The organism is Kineococcus terrestris, assembly GCF_041020755.1.
Lineage (GTDB): Bacteria > Actinomycetota > Actinomycetes > Actinomycetales > Kineococcaceae > Kineococcus > Kineococcus terrestris.
Genome location: NZ_JBEUEI010000002.1, coordinates 102,210 through 118,415, shown reverse-complemented (window position 1 = coordinate 118,415; position 16,206 = coordinate 102,210). Strand labels below are relative to the sequence as shown.

At 76.1% G+C, this 16,206-nt stretch carries 15 protein-coding genes; 6 read left to right on the top strand and 9 right to left on the bottom strand.

All coding sequences use genetic code 11. The annotated features are described in order from the left end of the window. Positions 1 to 59 precede the first annotated feature (59 nt). The 6 genes from rimP (at position 60) to rbfA (ending at position 6,302) form a co-directional block, all read left to right on the top strand. Positions 60 to 719 (top strand): ribosome maturation factor RimP, encoded by a 660-nt coding sequence (gene rimP, locus AB8M62_RS01870; RefSeq protein WP_369068472.1) that lies wholly within the window; start codon positions 60 to 62, stop codon positions 717 to 719. Beyond that, positions 716 to 1,780: a transcription termination factor NusA gene (gene nusA, locus AB8M62_RS01865; RefSeq protein ID WP_369052894.1), complete on the top strand. Its 1,065-nt coding sequence runs from the start codon at positions 716 to 718 to the stop codon at positions 1,778 to 1,780. The genes rimP and nusA overlap by 4 nt, the downstream gene beginning before the upstream one ends. A 109-nt stretch (positions 1,781 to 1,889) precedes the next feature. Then, positions 1,890 to 2,180 (top strand): YlxR family protein, encoded by a 291-nt coding sequence (locus tag AB8M62_RS01860; protein WP_369068471.1) that lies wholly within the window; start codon positions 1,890 to 1,892, stop codon positions 2,178 to 2,180. Positions 2,181 to 2,268: 88 nt separating this feature from the next. Beyond that, on the top strand, positions 2,269 to 5,352 hold the full coding sequence (gene infB, locus AB8M62_RS01855) for a translation initiation factor IF-2 (RefSeq protein WP_369052895.1): 3,084 nt from the start codon (positions 2,269 to 2,271) through the stop codon (positions 5,350 to 5,352). A gap of 127 nt (positions 5,353 to 5,479) precedes the next feature. Beyond that, positions 5,480 to 5,773 (top strand): DUF503 domain-containing protein, encoded by a 294-nt coding sequence (locus AB8M62_RS01850; RefSeq protein WP_369052897.1) that lies wholly within the window; start codon positions 5,480 to 5,482, stop codon positions 5,771 to 5,773. Between the two features lie 22 nt (positions 5,774 to 5,795). Further along, complete coding sequence (rbfA, locus tag AB8M62_RS01845) at positions 5,796 to 6,302, top strand: 30S ribosome-binding factor RbfA (RefSeq protein WP_369068470.1); 507 nt, start codon at positions 5,796 to 5,798, stop codon at positions 6,300 to 6,302. 69 nt (positions 6,303 to 6,371) lie between these two features. On the opposite strand, the gene AB8M62_RS01840 is transcribed toward rbfA, so the two are convergent. Genes AB8M62_RS01840 through AB8M62_RS01800 form a run of 9 tightly spaced genes read right to left on the bottom strand, consistent with a single transcriptional unit; the run spans position 6,372 to position 16,053 of the window. Further along, positions 6,372 to 7,172, bottom strand: coding sequence for an SDR family oxidoreductase (locus tag AB8M62_RS01840; RefSeq protein ID WP_369052900.1), 801 nt, complete (start codon positions 7,170 to 7,172; stop codon positions 6,372 to 6,374). Further along, a complete protein-coding gene (locus AB8M62_RS01835) occupies positions 7,169 to 8,029 on the bottom strand; it encodes a sugar phosphate isomerase/epimerase family protein (protein ID WP_369068469.1) in 861 nt (286 codons plus the stop codon). Before AB8M62_RS01835 ends, AB8M62_RS01840 begins: the two co-directional genes overlap by 4 nt. Next, positions 8,026 to 8,850, bottom strand: coding sequence for a class II aldolase/adducin family protein (locus AB8M62_RS01830; protein ID WP_369068468.1), 825 nt, complete (start codon positions 8,848 to 8,850; stop codon positions 8,026 to 8,028). Before AB8M62_RS01830 ends, AB8M62_RS01835 begins: the two co-directional genes overlap by 4 nt. Further along, on the bottom strand, positions 8,847 to 10,436 hold the full coding sequence (locus tag AB8M62_RS01825; protein ID WP_369068467.1) for a rhamnulokinase: 1,590 nt from the start codon (positions 10,434 to 10,436) through the stop codon (positions 8,847 to 8,849). Before AB8M62_RS01825 ends, AB8M62_RS01830 begins: the two co-directional genes overlap by 4 nt. Then, a complete protein-coding gene (locus AB8M62_RS01820; protein ID WP_369052906.1) occupies positions 10,433 to 11,518 on the bottom strand; it encodes an ABC transporter permease in 1,086 nt (361 codons plus the stop codon). Before AB8M62_RS01820 ends, AB8M62_RS01825 begins: the two co-directional genes overlap by 4 nt. After that, on the bottom strand, positions 11,515 to 12,528 hold the full coding sequence (locus AB8M62_RS01815) for an ABC transporter permease (RefSeq protein WP_369068466.1): 1,014 nt from the start codon (positions 12,526 to 12,528) through the stop codon (positions 11,515 to 11,517). The genes AB8M62_RS01820 and AB8M62_RS01815 overlap by 4 nt, the downstream gene beginning before the upstream one ends. After that, positions 12,525 to 14,102, bottom strand: coding sequence for a sugar ABC transporter ATP-binding protein (locus AB8M62_RS01810; protein WP_369068465.1), 1,578 nt, complete (start codon positions 14,100 to 14,102; stop codon positions 12,525 to 12,527). Before AB8M62_RS01810 ends, AB8M62_RS01815 begins: the two co-directional genes overlap by 4 nt. A 14-nt stretch (positions 14,103 to 14,116) precedes the next feature. Next, positions 14,117 to 15,166, bottom strand: coding sequence for an autoinducer 2 ABC transporter substrate-binding protein (locus AB8M62_RS01805; protein WP_369052910.1), 1,050 nt, complete (start codon positions 15,164 to 15,166; stop codon positions 14,117 to 14,119). Beyond that, complete coding sequence (locus AB8M62_RS01800) at positions 15,163 to 16,053, bottom strand: DeoR/GlpR family DNA-binding transcription regulator (RefSeq protein WP_369068464.1); 891 nt, start codon at positions 16,051 to 16,053, stop codon at positions 15,163 to 15,165. The genes AB8M62_RS01805 and AB8M62_RS01800 overlap by 4 nt, the downstream gene beginning before the upstream one ends. Positions 16,054 to 16,206 lie beyond the last annotated feature (153 nt).

Here is a 16,206-nt window from a genome sequence, read left to right as displayed (position 1 = left end):
TAAGGTGGTCCGTCGTCGTGCGGGCCCGCGCGACCGCCCGCGACCTGGGGAGCAGCACCGTGCCGTCGTCCGAGCAGTCCGCGCCCGGTGCCCTGCCGGACGTGCTGACCGGCGTGCTCACCGGGCCCGTGGAGCGGGCCGGGCTGGCGCTGGAGGACGTGGCCGTGACCACCGCCGGGCGCCGCCGCGTCGTGCGGGTGGTCGTCGACCTGGCGGGCGACGAGCCCGGCGAGGTCGACCTGGACGCCGTCGCGGTGGCCTCGCAGGCGGTCTCGGAGGCGCTGGACGCCTCCGGCGCCCTGGGCGAGGTCCCGTACACGCTGGAGGTCACCTCCCCCGGCGTGGACCGGCCGCTGACCAGCGCGCGGCACTTCTCCCGCGCCCGCGGGCGCCTCGTGCGGGTGCTGCTGCGCGCCGGCGGCGAGGTGCTCGGGCGCGTCGAGTCCGTCACCGGGGACGGGGACGGCGCGGTGGTGCTGCTGCGGCTGGAGCCGCAGCCGGTCAAGGGCCGCCCGCCCCGGGCCGCCGACGTCGGGGCGCCGCGCGAGGTGGCGCTGGCCGACGTGCTGCGCGGCGAGGTGCAGGTGGAGTTCCGCCGGGCGGGTGACGCCCCGGCCGGCGGGCTGGACGACGACGCGGACGACGCGGACGACGCGGACGACGCGGACGACGCGGACGAGCTGGACGACGACGTGGACGAGGACGAGGACGAGCGGTGAACATCGACATGGCGGCCCTGCGCCTGCTCGAGCGGGAGAAGGAGATCCCCTTCGAGACGCTCGTGCGCGCGATCGAGCAGGCGCTGCTGAGCGCCTACCACCACACCGAGGGCGCGAAGCCGCACGCCCGCGTGGAGCTGGACCGCACCAGCGGCGAGTGCCGGGTCCTGGTGGCCCAGCGCGACGAGGACGGCACCGTCCTGGCCGAGCGCGACGACACCCCCTCCGGCTTCGGGCGCATCGCCGCCACGACGGCCCGCCAGGTCATCCTGCAGCGGCTGCGCGACGCGGCCGACGACCAGGTGCTGGGCGAGTTCGCCGGCACCGAGGGCGAGATCGTCTCCGGCGTCGTGCAGCAGGGGCGCGACCCGCGGGTGGTGCAGGTGGACCTCGGGGCGCTGGAGGGCGTGCTGCCCCCGCAGGAGCAGGTGCCGGGGGAGCGCTACGAGCACGGCAGCCGCCTGCGCTGCTTCGTCGTGTCGGTGCGCAAGGGCCCCAAGGGACCGCAGGTGGTGCTCTCGCGCTCGCACCCGCAGCTGGTGCGCAAGCTGTTCGCGCTGGAGGTCCCCGAGATCGCCGACGGCACCGTGGAGATCACGGCGCTCTCGCGCGAGGCCGGGCACCGCTCGAAGATGGCGGTGCGCGCCACCCGGCCCGGGGTCAACGCCAAGGGCGCCTGCATCGGGCCGATGGGGCAGCGGGTGCGGGCGGTGATGGCCGAGCTGCGCGGGGAGAAGATCGACATCGTCGACCACTCCGACGACCCGGCGGCCTTCGTGGCCAGCGCGCTGTCGCCCGCGCGCGTGACGTCGGTGACCGTCGTGGACGAGGTCGCCCGCGCCGCGCGCGTCGTCGTGCCCGACTACCAGCTGTCGCTGGCGATCGGCAAGGAGGGGCAGAACGCCCGCCTGGCCGCGAAGCTGACGGGCTGGCGCATCGACATCCGCCCGGACACCGAGGCGCCCGGGGACGCCGGGGGTCCCGGCGGCTCCGGGGCCGCGGGCACGTCGGGGCGTCCCGGCGACCGCAGCGCGGCCCCGGGCGCGACGCGCGGACGCTGAGGCGGGCCCGCAGCGCTACACTTCCGCCATCGTGTCACTCGCTCCGACCGGTCGACCCGACCGGCGATCCACCGCGCGGCGCGACAGCACCCGTCCCGAGGGGGCCGTCGTGGAATCGCTGCGCACCTGCGTGGGTTGTCGAGGACGGGACCTCCGGTCGGTGCTGCTGAGGGTCGTCGCCCCCGGCGACGGGGACGTGCTCCTCGTCGACGCCCGGCGCCGGCTCCCCGGCCGGGGCGCGTGGGTGCACGAGGACCCCGCGTGCCTGACCGCTGCGGACAAGAGGCGGGCCTTCGCCCGCGCCCTGCGCCGCACCGGTCCCCTCGACACCTCCGCCGTGCGCTCGCACGTCGAGGGCGTCGTGTCCACCACCACCGACGAGAGCGGGTCGAACAGCTGATGAGCACCCGATGAGTGCGCAGCGATGAACACCCCCGACTGACGACGGTCCGCGCCCTCGAGGTGGCCCGGACCGAGACAGGAGAGATGTGGCAAAGGTCCGGGTCTACGAGCTCGCCAAGGAGTTCGGGGTCGAGAGCAAGGTCGTGCTGGCCACGCTCAAGGAGATGGGTGAGTTCGTCCGGTCGGCGTCGTCGACCGTCGAGCCGCCGGTCATCCGACGCCTGAAGGACAAGTTCCCCCACGACGGCGGCGCCCGCGGCGCCGACCGTCCCGCCCCGGCCGTGAAGCCGGGACCGCGCCTGCCGCAGGGAGCCCGCCCGGGCCCCGCGCCGGTGCCCTCCCGCCCGGCGCCCGCGCCGGGTCCCGCCGCCCGTCCGGCTCCGGCCGCCCCGGCGGCTCCCGCCGCGCAGGCCCCCTCGGCCCCCCAGGCTCCGGCCGCCCCCGCGGCGCCCGCGCCGGGCCCGGCCTTCCAGGCCCCCGCCGCGTCGGCCCAGCCGGCGGCGTCCGCCCCGTCGCCCGCGACCCCGGCCCGCCCGGGTCAGCAGCGGCCGACGCCCGGTGGCGCCCGCCCGGGTCAGCAGGCTCCCGCCGCCGGTGGGCAGGCCCGCCCGTCCACGCCGCCCGCACCGGGCGGCCCGACGCGCGGTGACCGTCCCTTGCCCGGTGGCCGTCCCGGCCCGGGTGGTCCCGGCGGTCCCGGTGGACCGGCCGGCGGCCGTCCCGGCGCGCCCGCGCCCGGTGCGCGCCGTCCCGGCCCGCCCGAGCGCGACGGCCGTCCCGGCGGCCCGCGCGGTGACCGTCCCGCTCCCGGTGGCCGCCCCGGCGGCCGCGAGGGCGGCCCGGCCGGCGCGGCGCGTCCCGGTGCTCCCCGCCCGGGCAACAACCCGTTCGCGACGAGCCAGGGCATGCCGCGCCCGCAGGGCGGTCCGCGCCCGGGCAACAACCCGTTCGCGGCCAACCAGGGCATGCCGCGTCCGCAGGGCGGTCCCCGTCCCGGCGGCGCCGCCGGCCCCGGCGGCCCGCGTCCGGGCGGCCCGCGCCCGAACCCGGGGATGATGCCGGCCCGCCCGACGGTCGGCCGTCCCGGCGCGCCCGCGGGGCGCCCCGGCGCTCCCGGTCGCGGTCGTCCCGGTGGTGGCGGCGGCTTCGCCGGCCGTCCGGGCGGTCCCGGCGGCGCCGGTGGTGGCGGCGGCTTCGCCGGCCGTCCCGGTGGTCCGGGCCGCGGTGGCCGCGGTGGCACGCAGGGCGCCTTCGGGCGCGCCGGCGGCCGTCCGGTCCGCGGGCGCAAGTCCAAGCGCGCGAAGCGCCAGGAGTACGAGGCGATGCAGGCCCCCTCGGTGGGTGGCGTGCAGGTCCGCCGCGGCGACGGCACGACCGTCGTCCGGATCCGCCGCGGCGCGTCGCTGAGCGACTTCGCCGAGCGCATCGACGCCGACCCCGCGGCGCTGGTGACCGTCCTCTTCCACCTGGGGGAGATGGCCACCGCGACGCAGTCGCTGGACGAGGACACCTTCCAGCTGCTGGGCGGCGAGCTGGGCTACGTCATCGAGGTCGTCTCGCCGGAGGACGAGGAGCGCGAGCTGCTCGCCGGCTTCTCGATCGACCTGGACGCCGAGCTCGAGGCCGAGGGCGACGAGGACCTGGAGGCGCGCCCGCCGGTCGTCACCGTCATGGGTCACGTCGACCACGGCAAGACGAAGCTGCTGGACGCCATCCGCTCCTCCGACGTGGTCGCGAAGGAGGCCGGTGGCATCACCCAGCACATCGGCGCCTACCAGGTCGCCAAGGAGCACGACGGCGTCGAGCGCCCGATCACCTTCATCGACACCCCCGGTCACGAGGCGTTCACCGCCATGCGTGCCCGCGGTGCGAAGGTGACCGACATCGCGATCCTCGTGGTCGCGGCCGACGACGGCGTGATGCCCCAGACGATCGAGGCGCTCAACCACGCCCAGGCGGCGGACGTGCCGATCGTGGTCGCGGTCAACAAGGTCGACAAGGAGGGCGCCAACCCGGACAAGGTCCGGCAGCAGCTCACCGAGTACAACCTGGTGGCCGAGGAGTACGGCGGCGACACCCTGTTCGTCGACGTGTCGGCCAAGCAGGGCCGCGGCCTGGACGAGCTGCTGGAGGCGGTCCTGCTGACCGCCGACGCGGCGCTGGACCTGCGGGCGAACCCCGACAAGGACGCCCGCGGCGTGGCCATCGAGGGCAACCTCGACAAGGGTCGCGGTCCGGTGGCGACGGTGCTGGTGCAGTCCGGCACCCTGCGCGTCGGCGACGCCATCGTCGCGGGCACCGGCTACGGACGCGTCCGCGCGATGCTCGACGAGAACGGCGAGAACGTCGAGGAGGCGACCCCGTCGCGTCCGGTGCAGGTGCTCGGCCTGACGTCGGTGCCGGGGGCGGGCGACACCTTCCTCGCCGCTCCCGACGACCGCACGGCCCGGCAGATCGCGGAGAAGCGCGAGGCGCAGGAGCGCAACGCGGCCCTGGCGAAGGCGCGCAAGCGCATCTCGCTGGAGGACTTCACCAAGGCGCTGGAGCAGGGCAAGGTCGAGACCCTCAACCTCATCCTCAAGGGTGACGGCGCGGGCTCGGTCGAGGCCCTCGAGGACGCCCTGCTGAAGATCGACGTGGGTGACGAGGTCGACCTGCGGGTCATCGACCGCGGCGTCGGCGCGGTGACGAAGAACAACGTCAACCTCGCCGTCGCGTCGAACGCGATCATCATCGGGTTCAACGTGCGTCCTGAGCAGCAGACGAAGGAGTACGCGGACCGCGAGGGCGTCGACATCCGCTACTACTCGGTCATCTACCAGGCGATCGAGGACGTCGAGAGCGCGCTGAAGGGCATGCTCAAGCCGGAGTACGAGGAGGTCCAGCTCGGGACCGCCGAGGTGCGGGAGGTCTTCCGCTCCTCGAAGTTCGGCAACATCGCCGGCTGCCTCGTCCGCTCGGGCCTCATCCGCCGCAACACGAAGGCGCGCGTCCTGCGCAACGGCGTGGTGCACGGGGACAACCTGAACATCGAGTCGCTGCGCCGCTTCAAGGACGACGCGACCGAGGTCCGGGAGGGCTACGAGTGCGGCATCGGGCTGGGGTCGTTCAACGACATCCAGGTCGACGACGTCATCGAGACGTTCGAGATGCAGGAGAAGCCGCGCTGACCGGCTGATCCGGCCGGGCCCAGCGCCCACCACGGCCGGGGCGGGACCTCCCTCCCGCCCCGGCCGTCGCCGTCCGCGCCCGCGGACGGGACCCGAGACACCCGCGGGGGAGGCCGCACCCCCACCCGTGTTCGCTGCCACCCTCACCGTGGACCTGCTGCTGGGCGACGTGCACTCGCTCAAGGGCAAGCGCAGCCTGGTCCGTCCCCTCGTCGCCGAGCTGCGGCGCTCCTTCGACGTCGCCGCGGCCGAGACCGGCCACCTGGACCTGCACCGCCGCGCCGAGGTGGCGGTGGCGGTCGTGGCCCCGGACGCGGCGCGCTGCGCCGACGTGCTGGACCGCTGCGAGCGGCTGGTCGCGGCGCACCCCGAGTTCCAGATCCTCAGCACCCGGCGGCAGCTGCTGTCGTCGGAGGACTAGTCACCCCCAGGAGGAGAGTCCCGTGGCGGACCCGACCCGCGCCCGCAAGCTCGCCGACCGCATCAAGGTGGTCGTCGCGGAGGCGCTCGAGAAGCGCGTCAAGGACCCCCGGCTGGGGTTCGTCACCATCACCGACGCGCGGGTGACGAACGACCTGCAGCACGCGACGCTCTACTACACGGTCTTCGGCTCCGAGGAGGAGAAGGCCGGCACCGCGGCGGCCCTGGAGAGCGCCAAGGGCGTGCTGCGCTCGGAGGTCGGCAAGCGCACGGGCGTGCGGCTGACCCCGACGCTGACGTTCACCTCCGACGAGGTCCCCGAGACCGCCACGCACATCGAGGACCTGCTGCGCTCGGCGGCCGAGCAGGACGCTCGCGTGGCGGCCCTGGCCGCGGGCTCCCGCCCCGCGGGCGAGGCCGACCCGTACCGCAAGCCCGTCGAGCACGACGAGCTGGACGACGACGACCTCGACGAGGACGACGAGCTCGAGGACGACGACGACCTCGACGGCGACCAGCCCGCCCGCTGACCTCCCTCTCGTCGTGATCATGGACGGGTGAGCGTTCACCCGTCCATGATCACGGCGGAGGGGGCGGGGTCAGAGGAGCGTGTAGCCGCCGTCGACGACGATCGCCTGGCCGGTGACGAACCGCGCCGCGTCGGAGGCCAGGAAGGCGACGACGCCGTCCAGGTCGGACGGCTCGCCCATCCGCCCCATCGGCGTCAGCTCCTCCCAGCGCCGGCGCAGCTCGGGCCGGGCGTCGGTGAACTGCCGCGTCATGTCCGAGAGCGTGTAGCCGGGGGAGACGGCGTTGACGCGCAGCCCGCGCGGCGCCCACTCCACGGCCAGCGAGCGCGTCAGGTGCTCCACCCCGGCCTTGGAGGCGTTGTAGGCGGCCTGGTGCTGGGGCACGTTGACGATGCTCGCGGACATCGACCCGACGGTGACCACGGCGCCGCGCCCGGCGGGCAGGGCGTGCCGGGCGAAGGCCTGGCAGGCGAGGAACGTGCCGGTGAGGTTGACGTCGAGGACGCGGCGCCACTGCTCCGGCGGCTGGTCCTCGGCGTCGGCCCACGCGGCGATCCCGGCGGCGGTGACCAGCACGCGCGGGGTGCCCAGGCGCTCGGCGACCGCGTCGAACGCCGCGCGCAGGTCCCCGGCGTCGGTGACGTCGGCGCCCCGCCCCAGCGCCGGCAGGCCCGTCTCCGAGGCCAGCTCGGCCCCGGTGTCCTCCACGCCGGGCAGCAGGTCCAGCAGGGCGACGTGGCAGCCCTGCCGGCCCAGCGCCCGCGCCATCGACAGCCCGAGCCCGCGCCCGCCGCCGGTGACGACGGCCACCGCGCCGGCCAGGTCCGGGTGGACGGCCTCGGCGCCGCTCCCGGGACGGGCTCCGCTCACCGCTCCAGCCCCGCCTTGACGAAGGCCAGCGCGTCGCGGGCCAGCGCCCGGTTGTCGCTCCACAGGTCCCGCCAGATGGCCAGCGAGTTCGACAGCGTGGGGTGCACCACCCGCGAGGAGAACGACTCGAACGTCACGGTGCCGTCGTAGCCGACGTCGCGCAGGGCGGTGAAGAACTCCTCCCACGGGACGGTGCCGGTGCCCAGCGCGCCGCGGTGCGACTCACCGACGTGCACGTAGCCCAGGCGGCCGGCGGCGGCGGCCGCGTGCACGGCCTCGCGGAACGAGCGCTCCTCGATGTTCATGTGGTACGTGTCGACGTGGACGACGACGTTCGGGCGGTCCACGGCGGCGATGTAGTCGAGCGTCTCGGCGACGGTGTTGACGATGTTCGTCTCGTACCGGTTGCAGAACTCGATGCCCAGCACGATGCCGGAGGCGGCGGCCTCGTCGGCCAGCCGCGCGATGGTCTCGCGGGAGTTCTCCCGTCCCCGCTCGGTGGCCGGCCCGGCGTACTTGCCGAGCTTGGAGTAGATGACGCCGCACAGGGTGTCGCCGCCGACGTCGCGGACGATGCGCAGGGCCTGCCCGAGGCGCTCGCGGCCGCGGGCGACGACCTCGGGGTCCTCGCTGGAGACGTCGGTGGACTCGTCCAGGCCCAGGGAGGCGCTGGCGCGCAGGCCGTGCTCGGCCAGCAGCCGCGCGGTCATCGCCGCGTCGAACCCGGAGGGGTCGATGGGCGCGAGCTCGACGAGGTCGTAGCCGGCCTCCGCGGTCGCCTCCAGGGCGGCGCGCGCCTCGCGCTCGGACCACCCGCCCGTCCAGACGAGGGCGTGCACGCCGTAGGTGATGCTCATGGTTCCTCTCCCGTGGTGCCGGTCGGTGGGGGGCTGGGGACGCCGGGGACGCCGGGGACGCCGAGGACCTGGCGGCGCTCGGCGACGTCGGCGCGGGCGGAGAAGCGCTCGACGGAGGCGGTGGGCAACGGGGCCAGGCCGCCGGCGGCGTAGGCGGCGGCGCGGACGCGGGCGCCCTTGACGGCCATCTCGGTGACGGCGTCCACGGCGGCCGGGGTGCCGGCGTGCACGACGATCCCGTGGTTGCCGAGCAGCACGAGCTGCGGCACCTGCCCGTGCTCGGCGTGGTGGTGGGCCAGGGCGGCGAGGTACGCGCGGCCGAGGTCGATGCCGGGGGAGGCGTAGGGCACGAACAGGGGCCGGCCGACGACGACGGCCTCGTCGGAGTACACGTGCCGGTCCCAGGCGGTGGCGGCGTGGACGCTGGCGAGGACGCCGACGACGGCGGTGGGGTGGGTGTGCCCGGTGAACGGCGTGGGGGTGAAGCGCTGCGCGGCCACGTGGACGAGGGTCTCGATGGACGCGCGCCGGCGCCGCCCGTCGTGCTCGCCGGCGTCCAGGGCGGCGGTCAGGGCGTCCTGGTCGGCGGCGGGGTCGTCGGCGAGCGCGAGCAGCGCGCCCGGGTCGACGACGACGAAGTCCGCGGCCGTCGCGGTGCGCATCGAGGACCCGGACGCCTTGACGACGACGCGGCCGTCGGGCAGCAGCGCCGAGGTGTTGCCCTCGGCGAGCACGACGAGGTCGCGCACCGGGTCGCCGAGGCGGTGCGTCAGGTCGAGCAGCTCGGCGGGCACGAGGTCCGGTTCCCAGGTGGTGCTCACGCGGGCACCTCCCGCGCGCCGCCGGCGGCGGGGGTGCCGGTGGTGGCGCCGGCGGTGCGCCGGGCCAGGCGCCGCCAGCGCCCGGCCGCCTCGCCCCAGCGCTCGGCGGAGCGGGCCGCGGGCTCGACGACGCGGCGGCAGCGGGGGTCCGCGTCGACGAGGCGCCGTACGTCGGCGGGGCCGGCCAGGTCGCCGAGGGCGACCAGCTGCGCGCCCGCGTTGCCGGTGGCGGTGGCCTCCACGGGCCCCAGGCGCACGGGCAGGCCGGTGGCGTCGGCGGTGGCCCGCACGAGCAGCTCGTGCTGGGAGCCGCCACCGGTGGCGGTGATCGAGGGTGCGCGGTGCCCGGTGACGCGCTCCAGCGCGGCGACCGCGTCGCGGTGCGCGAGGGCCAGGGAGTCCACGACGCAGCGCGCCAGGGCGCCGGGGGTGGCCGGGACGGGTTCGCCGTGGCGCGCGCAGGCCGCGCGCAGGCGCGCGGGCAGGTCGCCGGGCGCCAGGAAGGCGGGGTCGCCGGGGTCCACGAGGCTGCGCAGCGGCGGCTCGGCGGCCGCCAGCGCGGCCAGGTCCGCGGCGCCCAGACGCAGGCCCTCGCGGGCCCAGGCGCGGCGGCACTCCTGCAGCAGCCAGTCGCCGGTGAGGTTGCGCAGCAGCAGGACGGTGCCGCCGTCGTCGCCGTACCCGGCCTCGTGGGTCAGCTCCGCGTCGCGCGCGGCGGGGCCGACGAGGGGCTCGCGCCGTTCGGTCCCCAGCAGCGACCAGGTGCCGCAGGACAGGAAGAGGGCGCCGTCCTCGACGCCGGGGGTGGCGGCCACCGCGCTGGCGGTGTCGTGGGCGGCGGGCAGCACGACGCGGGTGCCGGGCAGGAGGCCGGCCAGGTCCCCGCCCACCGGCCCGGTGTCCGTGCCGGCGGGCACGACCCCGGGCAGCAGGTGCGCGGGCAGGTCGAGCTCGTCGAGCAGCTCGCGCGCCCACGCGCCGGTGGTGACGTCGAGGAGGGCGCTGGTGGAGGCGGCGGTGCGCTCGGTGACCACGGGCACCGGGGGTGCGCCGCGCAGCAGGTGGTGGAACAGGTCGGGCAGCATGACCAGCTGCGCCGCCTCGCGCAGCCGCTCGCGCTCGGCCGCCGCGCCGCGGGCGTCGGCCAGCAGCGCGAACAGGGTGCTGATCGGGGCCACCTGGGTGCCGGTGGCCGCGTACAGGCGCTCGCGGCCGACCTCGGCGACCGCCCGTTCCAGCGCCGCGGACCGGCGGGGGTCGCGGTAGCAGGCCGGCTCGGCCGCGAGCGTCCCGTCGGCGCGCAGCAGGGCGTGGTCGACGCCCCAGCCGTCGACGCCCACGGAGGCCGGGACGCCGTGGGCGGCGGTGAGCGCGGCCAGCCCCTCGCGCACCCCCGCCCACAGGGCCGCCACGTCCCAGCGCAGGACGCCGTCGACGGTCCGCGGGGCGTGCTGGAAGCGGTGGACGGTGCGGGTGCGCAGGCGCTCGCCGTCGAAGGCGGCGGCGACGACGCGGCCGCTGCCGGCGCCGAGGTCGACGGCGGTGACGGTGGTCGCGGGGGTTCCGGTCTCGACGGCGGGGCTCACGAGGTCCCGCCGTAGCGGCGGGTGGCGACCCCGTTGAGCAGGGCGGCGACGACGAGGACGACGCCCAGGGACAGCAGCTGGAACTGGGCGCCCGCGTTGCCGGGGACGGCGAGCAGGATCCCGGCGTTGAGCCACACCACGAGCAGCGCGGCCAGGACGACCCCGCCGACGCGGCCGATCCCGCCGGTGATGGCGACCCCGCCGAGGACGGCGATGGTGATGGCGGGCAGGGCCATCCCGTTGCCGGTGGTCCCGGCGTCGGGGCGCGCGGAGGCGAACTGCGCCACGGTCACCACGGCGACCAGCCCGGAGATCGCCCCGGCGGCGACGTAGGCGCTGAACCGCGTGCGGCGCACGTCGATCCCGGCCCAGCGGGCGGCGACGTCGTTGGTGCCCACGGCGTACAGGCGACGGCCCCACGTGGTGCGGGCCAGCACGACCCACACGAGCAGGGCGGTGGGCAGCAGGAACGTGAACACGCCCAGCGGCACGCGCGGGAACGCCTCCGGCAGCAGCGGCAGGTCGACGGCCGCGGCCGCGGAGTACAGCTGCTGCACGGGCTCGGAGTTGATGGGCTGCTGGCGGTTGACGACCAGCGCCAGCGAGCTGAACGCGTAGTACGTGGCCAGGGTGGTGATGAGCGCGGGGAACCCCAGGTAGGCCACGAGCGCCCCGTTGACCGCCCCGCACAGCCCGCCGAACACCACGGCGAGCAGGAGCGCCGCCGGCAGCGGCCAGCCCCACAGCCCGTACGCGAACCCGAACACCATGCCGGTCAGGGACACGATCGAGCCCACGGACAGGTCGATGCCGCCGCGGCCGGAGGTGATGACCAGCAGCTCGGCCAGGCCGAGCATGACGAGCGGGACGGCGTTGATGAGGGTGGCGGCCAGGTAGCCGGTGTCGTAGGGCGCGGTGAGGTAGTTGCGCCGGCTGAGGGTCGTCATGGTGACGAGGACCGCCACGAGCAGGACGACGAGCAGCGCGGTGCGCTGGGTGAGCAGGACCCGCAGGGCCTTCGCGGGCAGGGACTCCGGCCGGTCGGTGCCCGCGTCGGCGGGCCGGGCGGCGGTGGCGGTCACGACGACCTCCTGGTGCGCTGGCGGATCAGGTCGGTGCCGACCGCGACGACGATGGAGACGCCCACGAACAGCGCCGACAGCTGCGAGGGCCAGCCGAGCTGGGTGACGCCGGTGGCGACGGTCTGCACCAGCAGCGCCCCCAGGACGGTGCCCAGCACGGAACCACGGCCGCCGGTGATGGACGTCCCGCCGATGACGACGGCGGCGATGACGGCCAGCTCGGTGCCGGAGCCGACGTTCGCGGCCAGGCTGGAGGTGCCCTGCGCGAGGACGAAGCAGGCGGCCAGCCCGGCCAGCACGCCGGTGAGGACGTAGGCGGACAGGACCCGCCGGCGCACCGCCACCCCGGCCAGCCGGGCGGCGTGCGCGTCGCCGCCGACGGCGTAGAAGTGCCGCCCGCCCGCGGTGTGCCGCAGGTACCACCAGGCCGCGGCCGCGAGCACGAGGGTGATGGCGAAGCTGTGCGGGACGCCGAGGGTGCGCCCGGCCTCGCCGCGCCCGAACACGGCCAGGGTGGCGGGGATGCCCTCGACGGTCGAGGAGTCGAACACCCGCAGGCCGATGAACCGGAACAGGTTGAGGGTGCCGAAGGTGATGATGATGGCGTGCACGCGCCCGTAGGCGATGAGCACGCCGTTGACGAGGCCGAGCAGCCCGCCGACGGCCACGGACAGCGCCACGGCGGCCGGCAGCGGCACCCCGGTGGCGACCATCGTCGTGGCGACGACGACGGCGCTGACCATCACGGTGCTGCCGACGGACACGTCGATCCCGCCGGTGACGATGACGACGGTCATCCCGATGCCGATGAGCGCCACGGGCGCGGTCGCCACCAGCAGCGGGACGATCGAGCCGGCGGATAGGAACGCCGGTGTCGCCAGCCCCAGGACGAGCCACAGCACGGCGATCAGCGCGACGAGGACGACCTCCTGGCCGGTGACGGGCGGCGGCAGGACCCGCCCGCGCGAGGGTGCGCCGTGCGCGGGGGCGGGCGGTGCGGTGGCGGTCACGGCGCGACCTGCCCAGCGCCGTCCCCGGCGCCCGCCGCGGCGGCCAGGACGTCGACCTGCGTGGCGCCGCGCCCGAACTCGGCCGTCGTCGTGCCGGCGCGCACGACCTGCACGCGGTCGGCCAGGCGCAGCGCCTCGGGCAGGTCGGAGGTCACGATGAGCACGGCGGTCCCCTCGTCGGCGAGTCCGGTGACGATGCGGTGGATCTCCTCCTTGGCGCCCACGTCCACGCCCTGGGTGGGTTCGGCGAGGACGAGGACGCCGGGGCGGTCCACGAGCTGGCGGGCCAGGACGACCTTCTGCGCGTTGCCGCCCGACAGCGCCGAGACGACCTGCCTCTCCGAGGGCGTCTTGACCGACAGGCGGCGCACCATGTCCCGCGCCACCTCGCGCTCGCGGGCCCGGTCCACCCACACCCGCGCCCGCGACAGCAGGCCCAGGTGCCCGGCGGAGATGTTGAAGGAGATGGGCTGGAAGGTGAACAGGCCCTGCTGCTTGCGGTCGGCCGGCAGCATCGCGATGCCCAGCGCCTTGGCGTGCGCGGGGCTGCGCGGGCGCACGGCGCGCCCGTCGACGACGACCTCGCCCGCGGTGGCGGCCGCGATGCCGTAGACGGTCGCGCCGATCTCGGCGACCCCGGAACCGACGAGGCCGTAGAGGGCGACGATCTCGCCGGGGCGGACGCGGACGTCGACGCCGGAGAACCTGCCCTCCACCCCGAGGCCGCGCAGCTCCAGCCGCGGCGGCGCGTCGGCCACGGTGCGCTCGGCGCGCTCGGTCTCCACCAGGCCGCCGACCATGAGCTCGACCAGGCGGCGCACGCTGACCTCGCCGATGGGGTGCGTGCCGGTGGTGCGCCCGTCGCGCATGACCGTCACCTCGTCGGCGATGAGCGGCAGCTCGTCGAGGCGGTGGGAGATGTAGACGATCGACACCCCGCGCGCGGTGAGGCGGCGCACGACGCCGAACAGGACCTCCACCTCCGCGTCGGTGAGGATCGCCGAGGGCTCGTCGAGGATCAGGACGCGGGCGTCCCCGGCGAGCGCCTTGGCGATCGACACCTGCTGCTGCTCGGCGATGGACAGGCTGCCGACGGCCGCGGTGGCGTACCGCTCGGGCAGCCCGAGCAGGGTCAGCAGCTCCACGACCCGCGCGTGCTGCGCGGCCCAGTCCACCCGTCCGCGCCGGCGCAGCTCCCGGCCGGTGAAGACGTTCTCCGCCACCGTGAGCTCCGCGAACAGCTGCGGTTCCTGGTAGACGGTCGCGATGCCGAGCGCCATGGCGTCGGCCGTGGAGGAGATCGTGACCTCCTCGCCGTCGACGGCGACCGTCCCGGTGTCGGCGCGCTCGGCGCCCGACAGGATCTTGATGAGCGTCGACTTGCCCGCGCCGTTCTCCCCGACGACGGCGTGGACCGTCCCCGGGGCGACGACGAGGTCCGCCCCGCGCACGGCGCGCACGGCGCCGAACCGCTTGGTGACGCCGCGGACGGCCAGCCGCGGCGGTCGCGCCGGTGCGTGCGCGCGGTGCGCGTCGCGCGGGTCGCGCGCCTCGTGCGCGGGGTCGGTTCCCACGGGTGCGCCTCCCGTCAGTAGTCGAACTCGCCGACGTTCTCGGTGGTGATGACCAGCGGCGGCCCGAGCAGCAGCGTCCGCGACGCCTCGTCGTACTCGACGGCGTCCAGGTCGTCGTTCACCTGGTTCGTCGCGGAGAACTCCGCGCCCTCGTGCAGCTGGACGCCGGCCCACGCGGTCAGCCACCCCAGGGCCTCGACGTCCCACAGGACGCTGGCCGAGCTGGACCCGTCCTCCAGGTAGGGCGCCATCGACTGCGGGGTGCCCAGGCCCACGGTGGAGACCTGCCCGATCCGGCCGGCGTCGCGCACCGCCTGCGCCACACCAGGTGCGGAGGAGGTGCACTCGCCGACGAGACCGGTCAGGGTCGGGTCGGCGTTCATCAGGTCGGTGGCCAGCTGGGTGGCGACGGCCTGGTCCTCCCCGGCGTACACGACGCTGGTGATCTCCGCCTCGGGGTACTGCTCGGCGGTGTGCGCGCGCTGCACCTCGATCCAGCTGTTGAGGTTCTCCGCGGTCTCCCCGCACGAGACGATGGCGTAGCGCCCGCTGCCGCCCATCGCCTCCAGCAGCTGGTCGGTCAGCGTCTGCCCGATCCCCTCGGCGCTGGCCTGGTTGACGAACACCTCGCGCACCGAGCCGGGGGCGTCCGTGTCGGTGGTGCCCACGGCGATGCCCGCGTCGGCGGCCTCCTGCAGCAGCGGCGCCATCGAGTCGGGGTCGTTGGGCGCCACGAACAGCACGTCGACGCCCTGCTGGACGTAGGAGCGCACGATGTCGGCCTGCGCGGCGGCGTCGGCCTCCACCGGGCCCTGGTACAGCCAGGTGCAGCCGAGCTCCTCGCAGGCGGCCTGCCCGCCCGTGTTCATCGCCTCGAAGTACGGGATGCCCTGCAGCTTGGGGACGAACGCGACCGTGGGACCGCCGCCGCCGTCCTCACCGCCGCCCCCGCCGCCACCTCCGCCGCCACCGGCGGACCCCCCGCTGCCCTCGCCGCACGCGGTGAGCACGAGCGCGGCGACCCCGAGCGCGGCGGCCGCCGCGCGGGTGCGTGTCGAGATCACGGTTCCTCCCTCCCCGGGCGCGACGGTGCGCCCGGAACGTTGACGGTGACGCCGGCGGCCCTCAGCGCCGCCACGGCGCCCGGGTCCGCCCCCGCCGTGGTCCACACGGCGGTGAGGCGGTCGGCGGGGATCGAGGTGCACAGCGACAGCCCGCCGAACTTCGACGGGTCGACGAGGGCGTGCACCTCCCGGCAGGGCGCGGCCAGCACCTGCTTGGCGTGCGCCTCCTCGGCGGTGAACTCGGCCAGCCCCGCGCCGGGGGAGATGCCGGTGCCGCTGAAGAACCCGCGGTCGATGCGGCCGCGGCCGGCCAGCGAGGCGCCGACGTCGCCGACGAGCGAGAACGAGGGGCGGCGGACCGTGCCGCCGGGCACGAGGACGGTGGCGTCGGTGCGCTCGGCGAGCAGGGTCGCGGTGCGCAGGCTGTTCGTCACGACGACGAGGCCGTGGCGGTCCAGGAGCCGGGTGGCGAGCAGGTGGCAGGTGGTGGAGGAGTCCAGGGCGATGACGTCGCCGTCGGCCACCAGCGGGGCCACGGCGTCGGCGACGGCCTCCTTCTCCACGCGCCGCAGGCGCATCCGCGCCTCGAACGGCCCCTCGTCCTGCGCGGCGGGGTCCGCGTCCCGCTCGACGGGCACGGCGCCACCGCGCACGCGGCGCAGCGCCGCGCGCGCCTGCAGCGCCTCGAGGTCCTTGCGGATGGTCACGTCGGACACCCCGAGGCGCCGGGCGAGGTCGCGCACGCTGACCTGGCCGTCGGCGTCCAGCGCGCCCAGGATGGCGGCCGTCCGCGCGGAGTCCACCGGTGCCGTCACGTCGTCGCCTCCCGCCTCGTCGTCGAGCGCACCGGCGTCGTCGCCGGTGCGGGGCTGCCGCGTGCCGATCACCGTAGGGACGGCGTTCGGGGGCGACAAGGTCCGCAAGGTCACGGAAGCGTTCCGACATCGTCCGGAACTGCTCCGGAACTCCTCCGGAACCCCCGGGTGGCGCCAGGGGCCGCTGGGACCGTCCGACCGGGCGGCGCTCCCGGCGTGCCACCC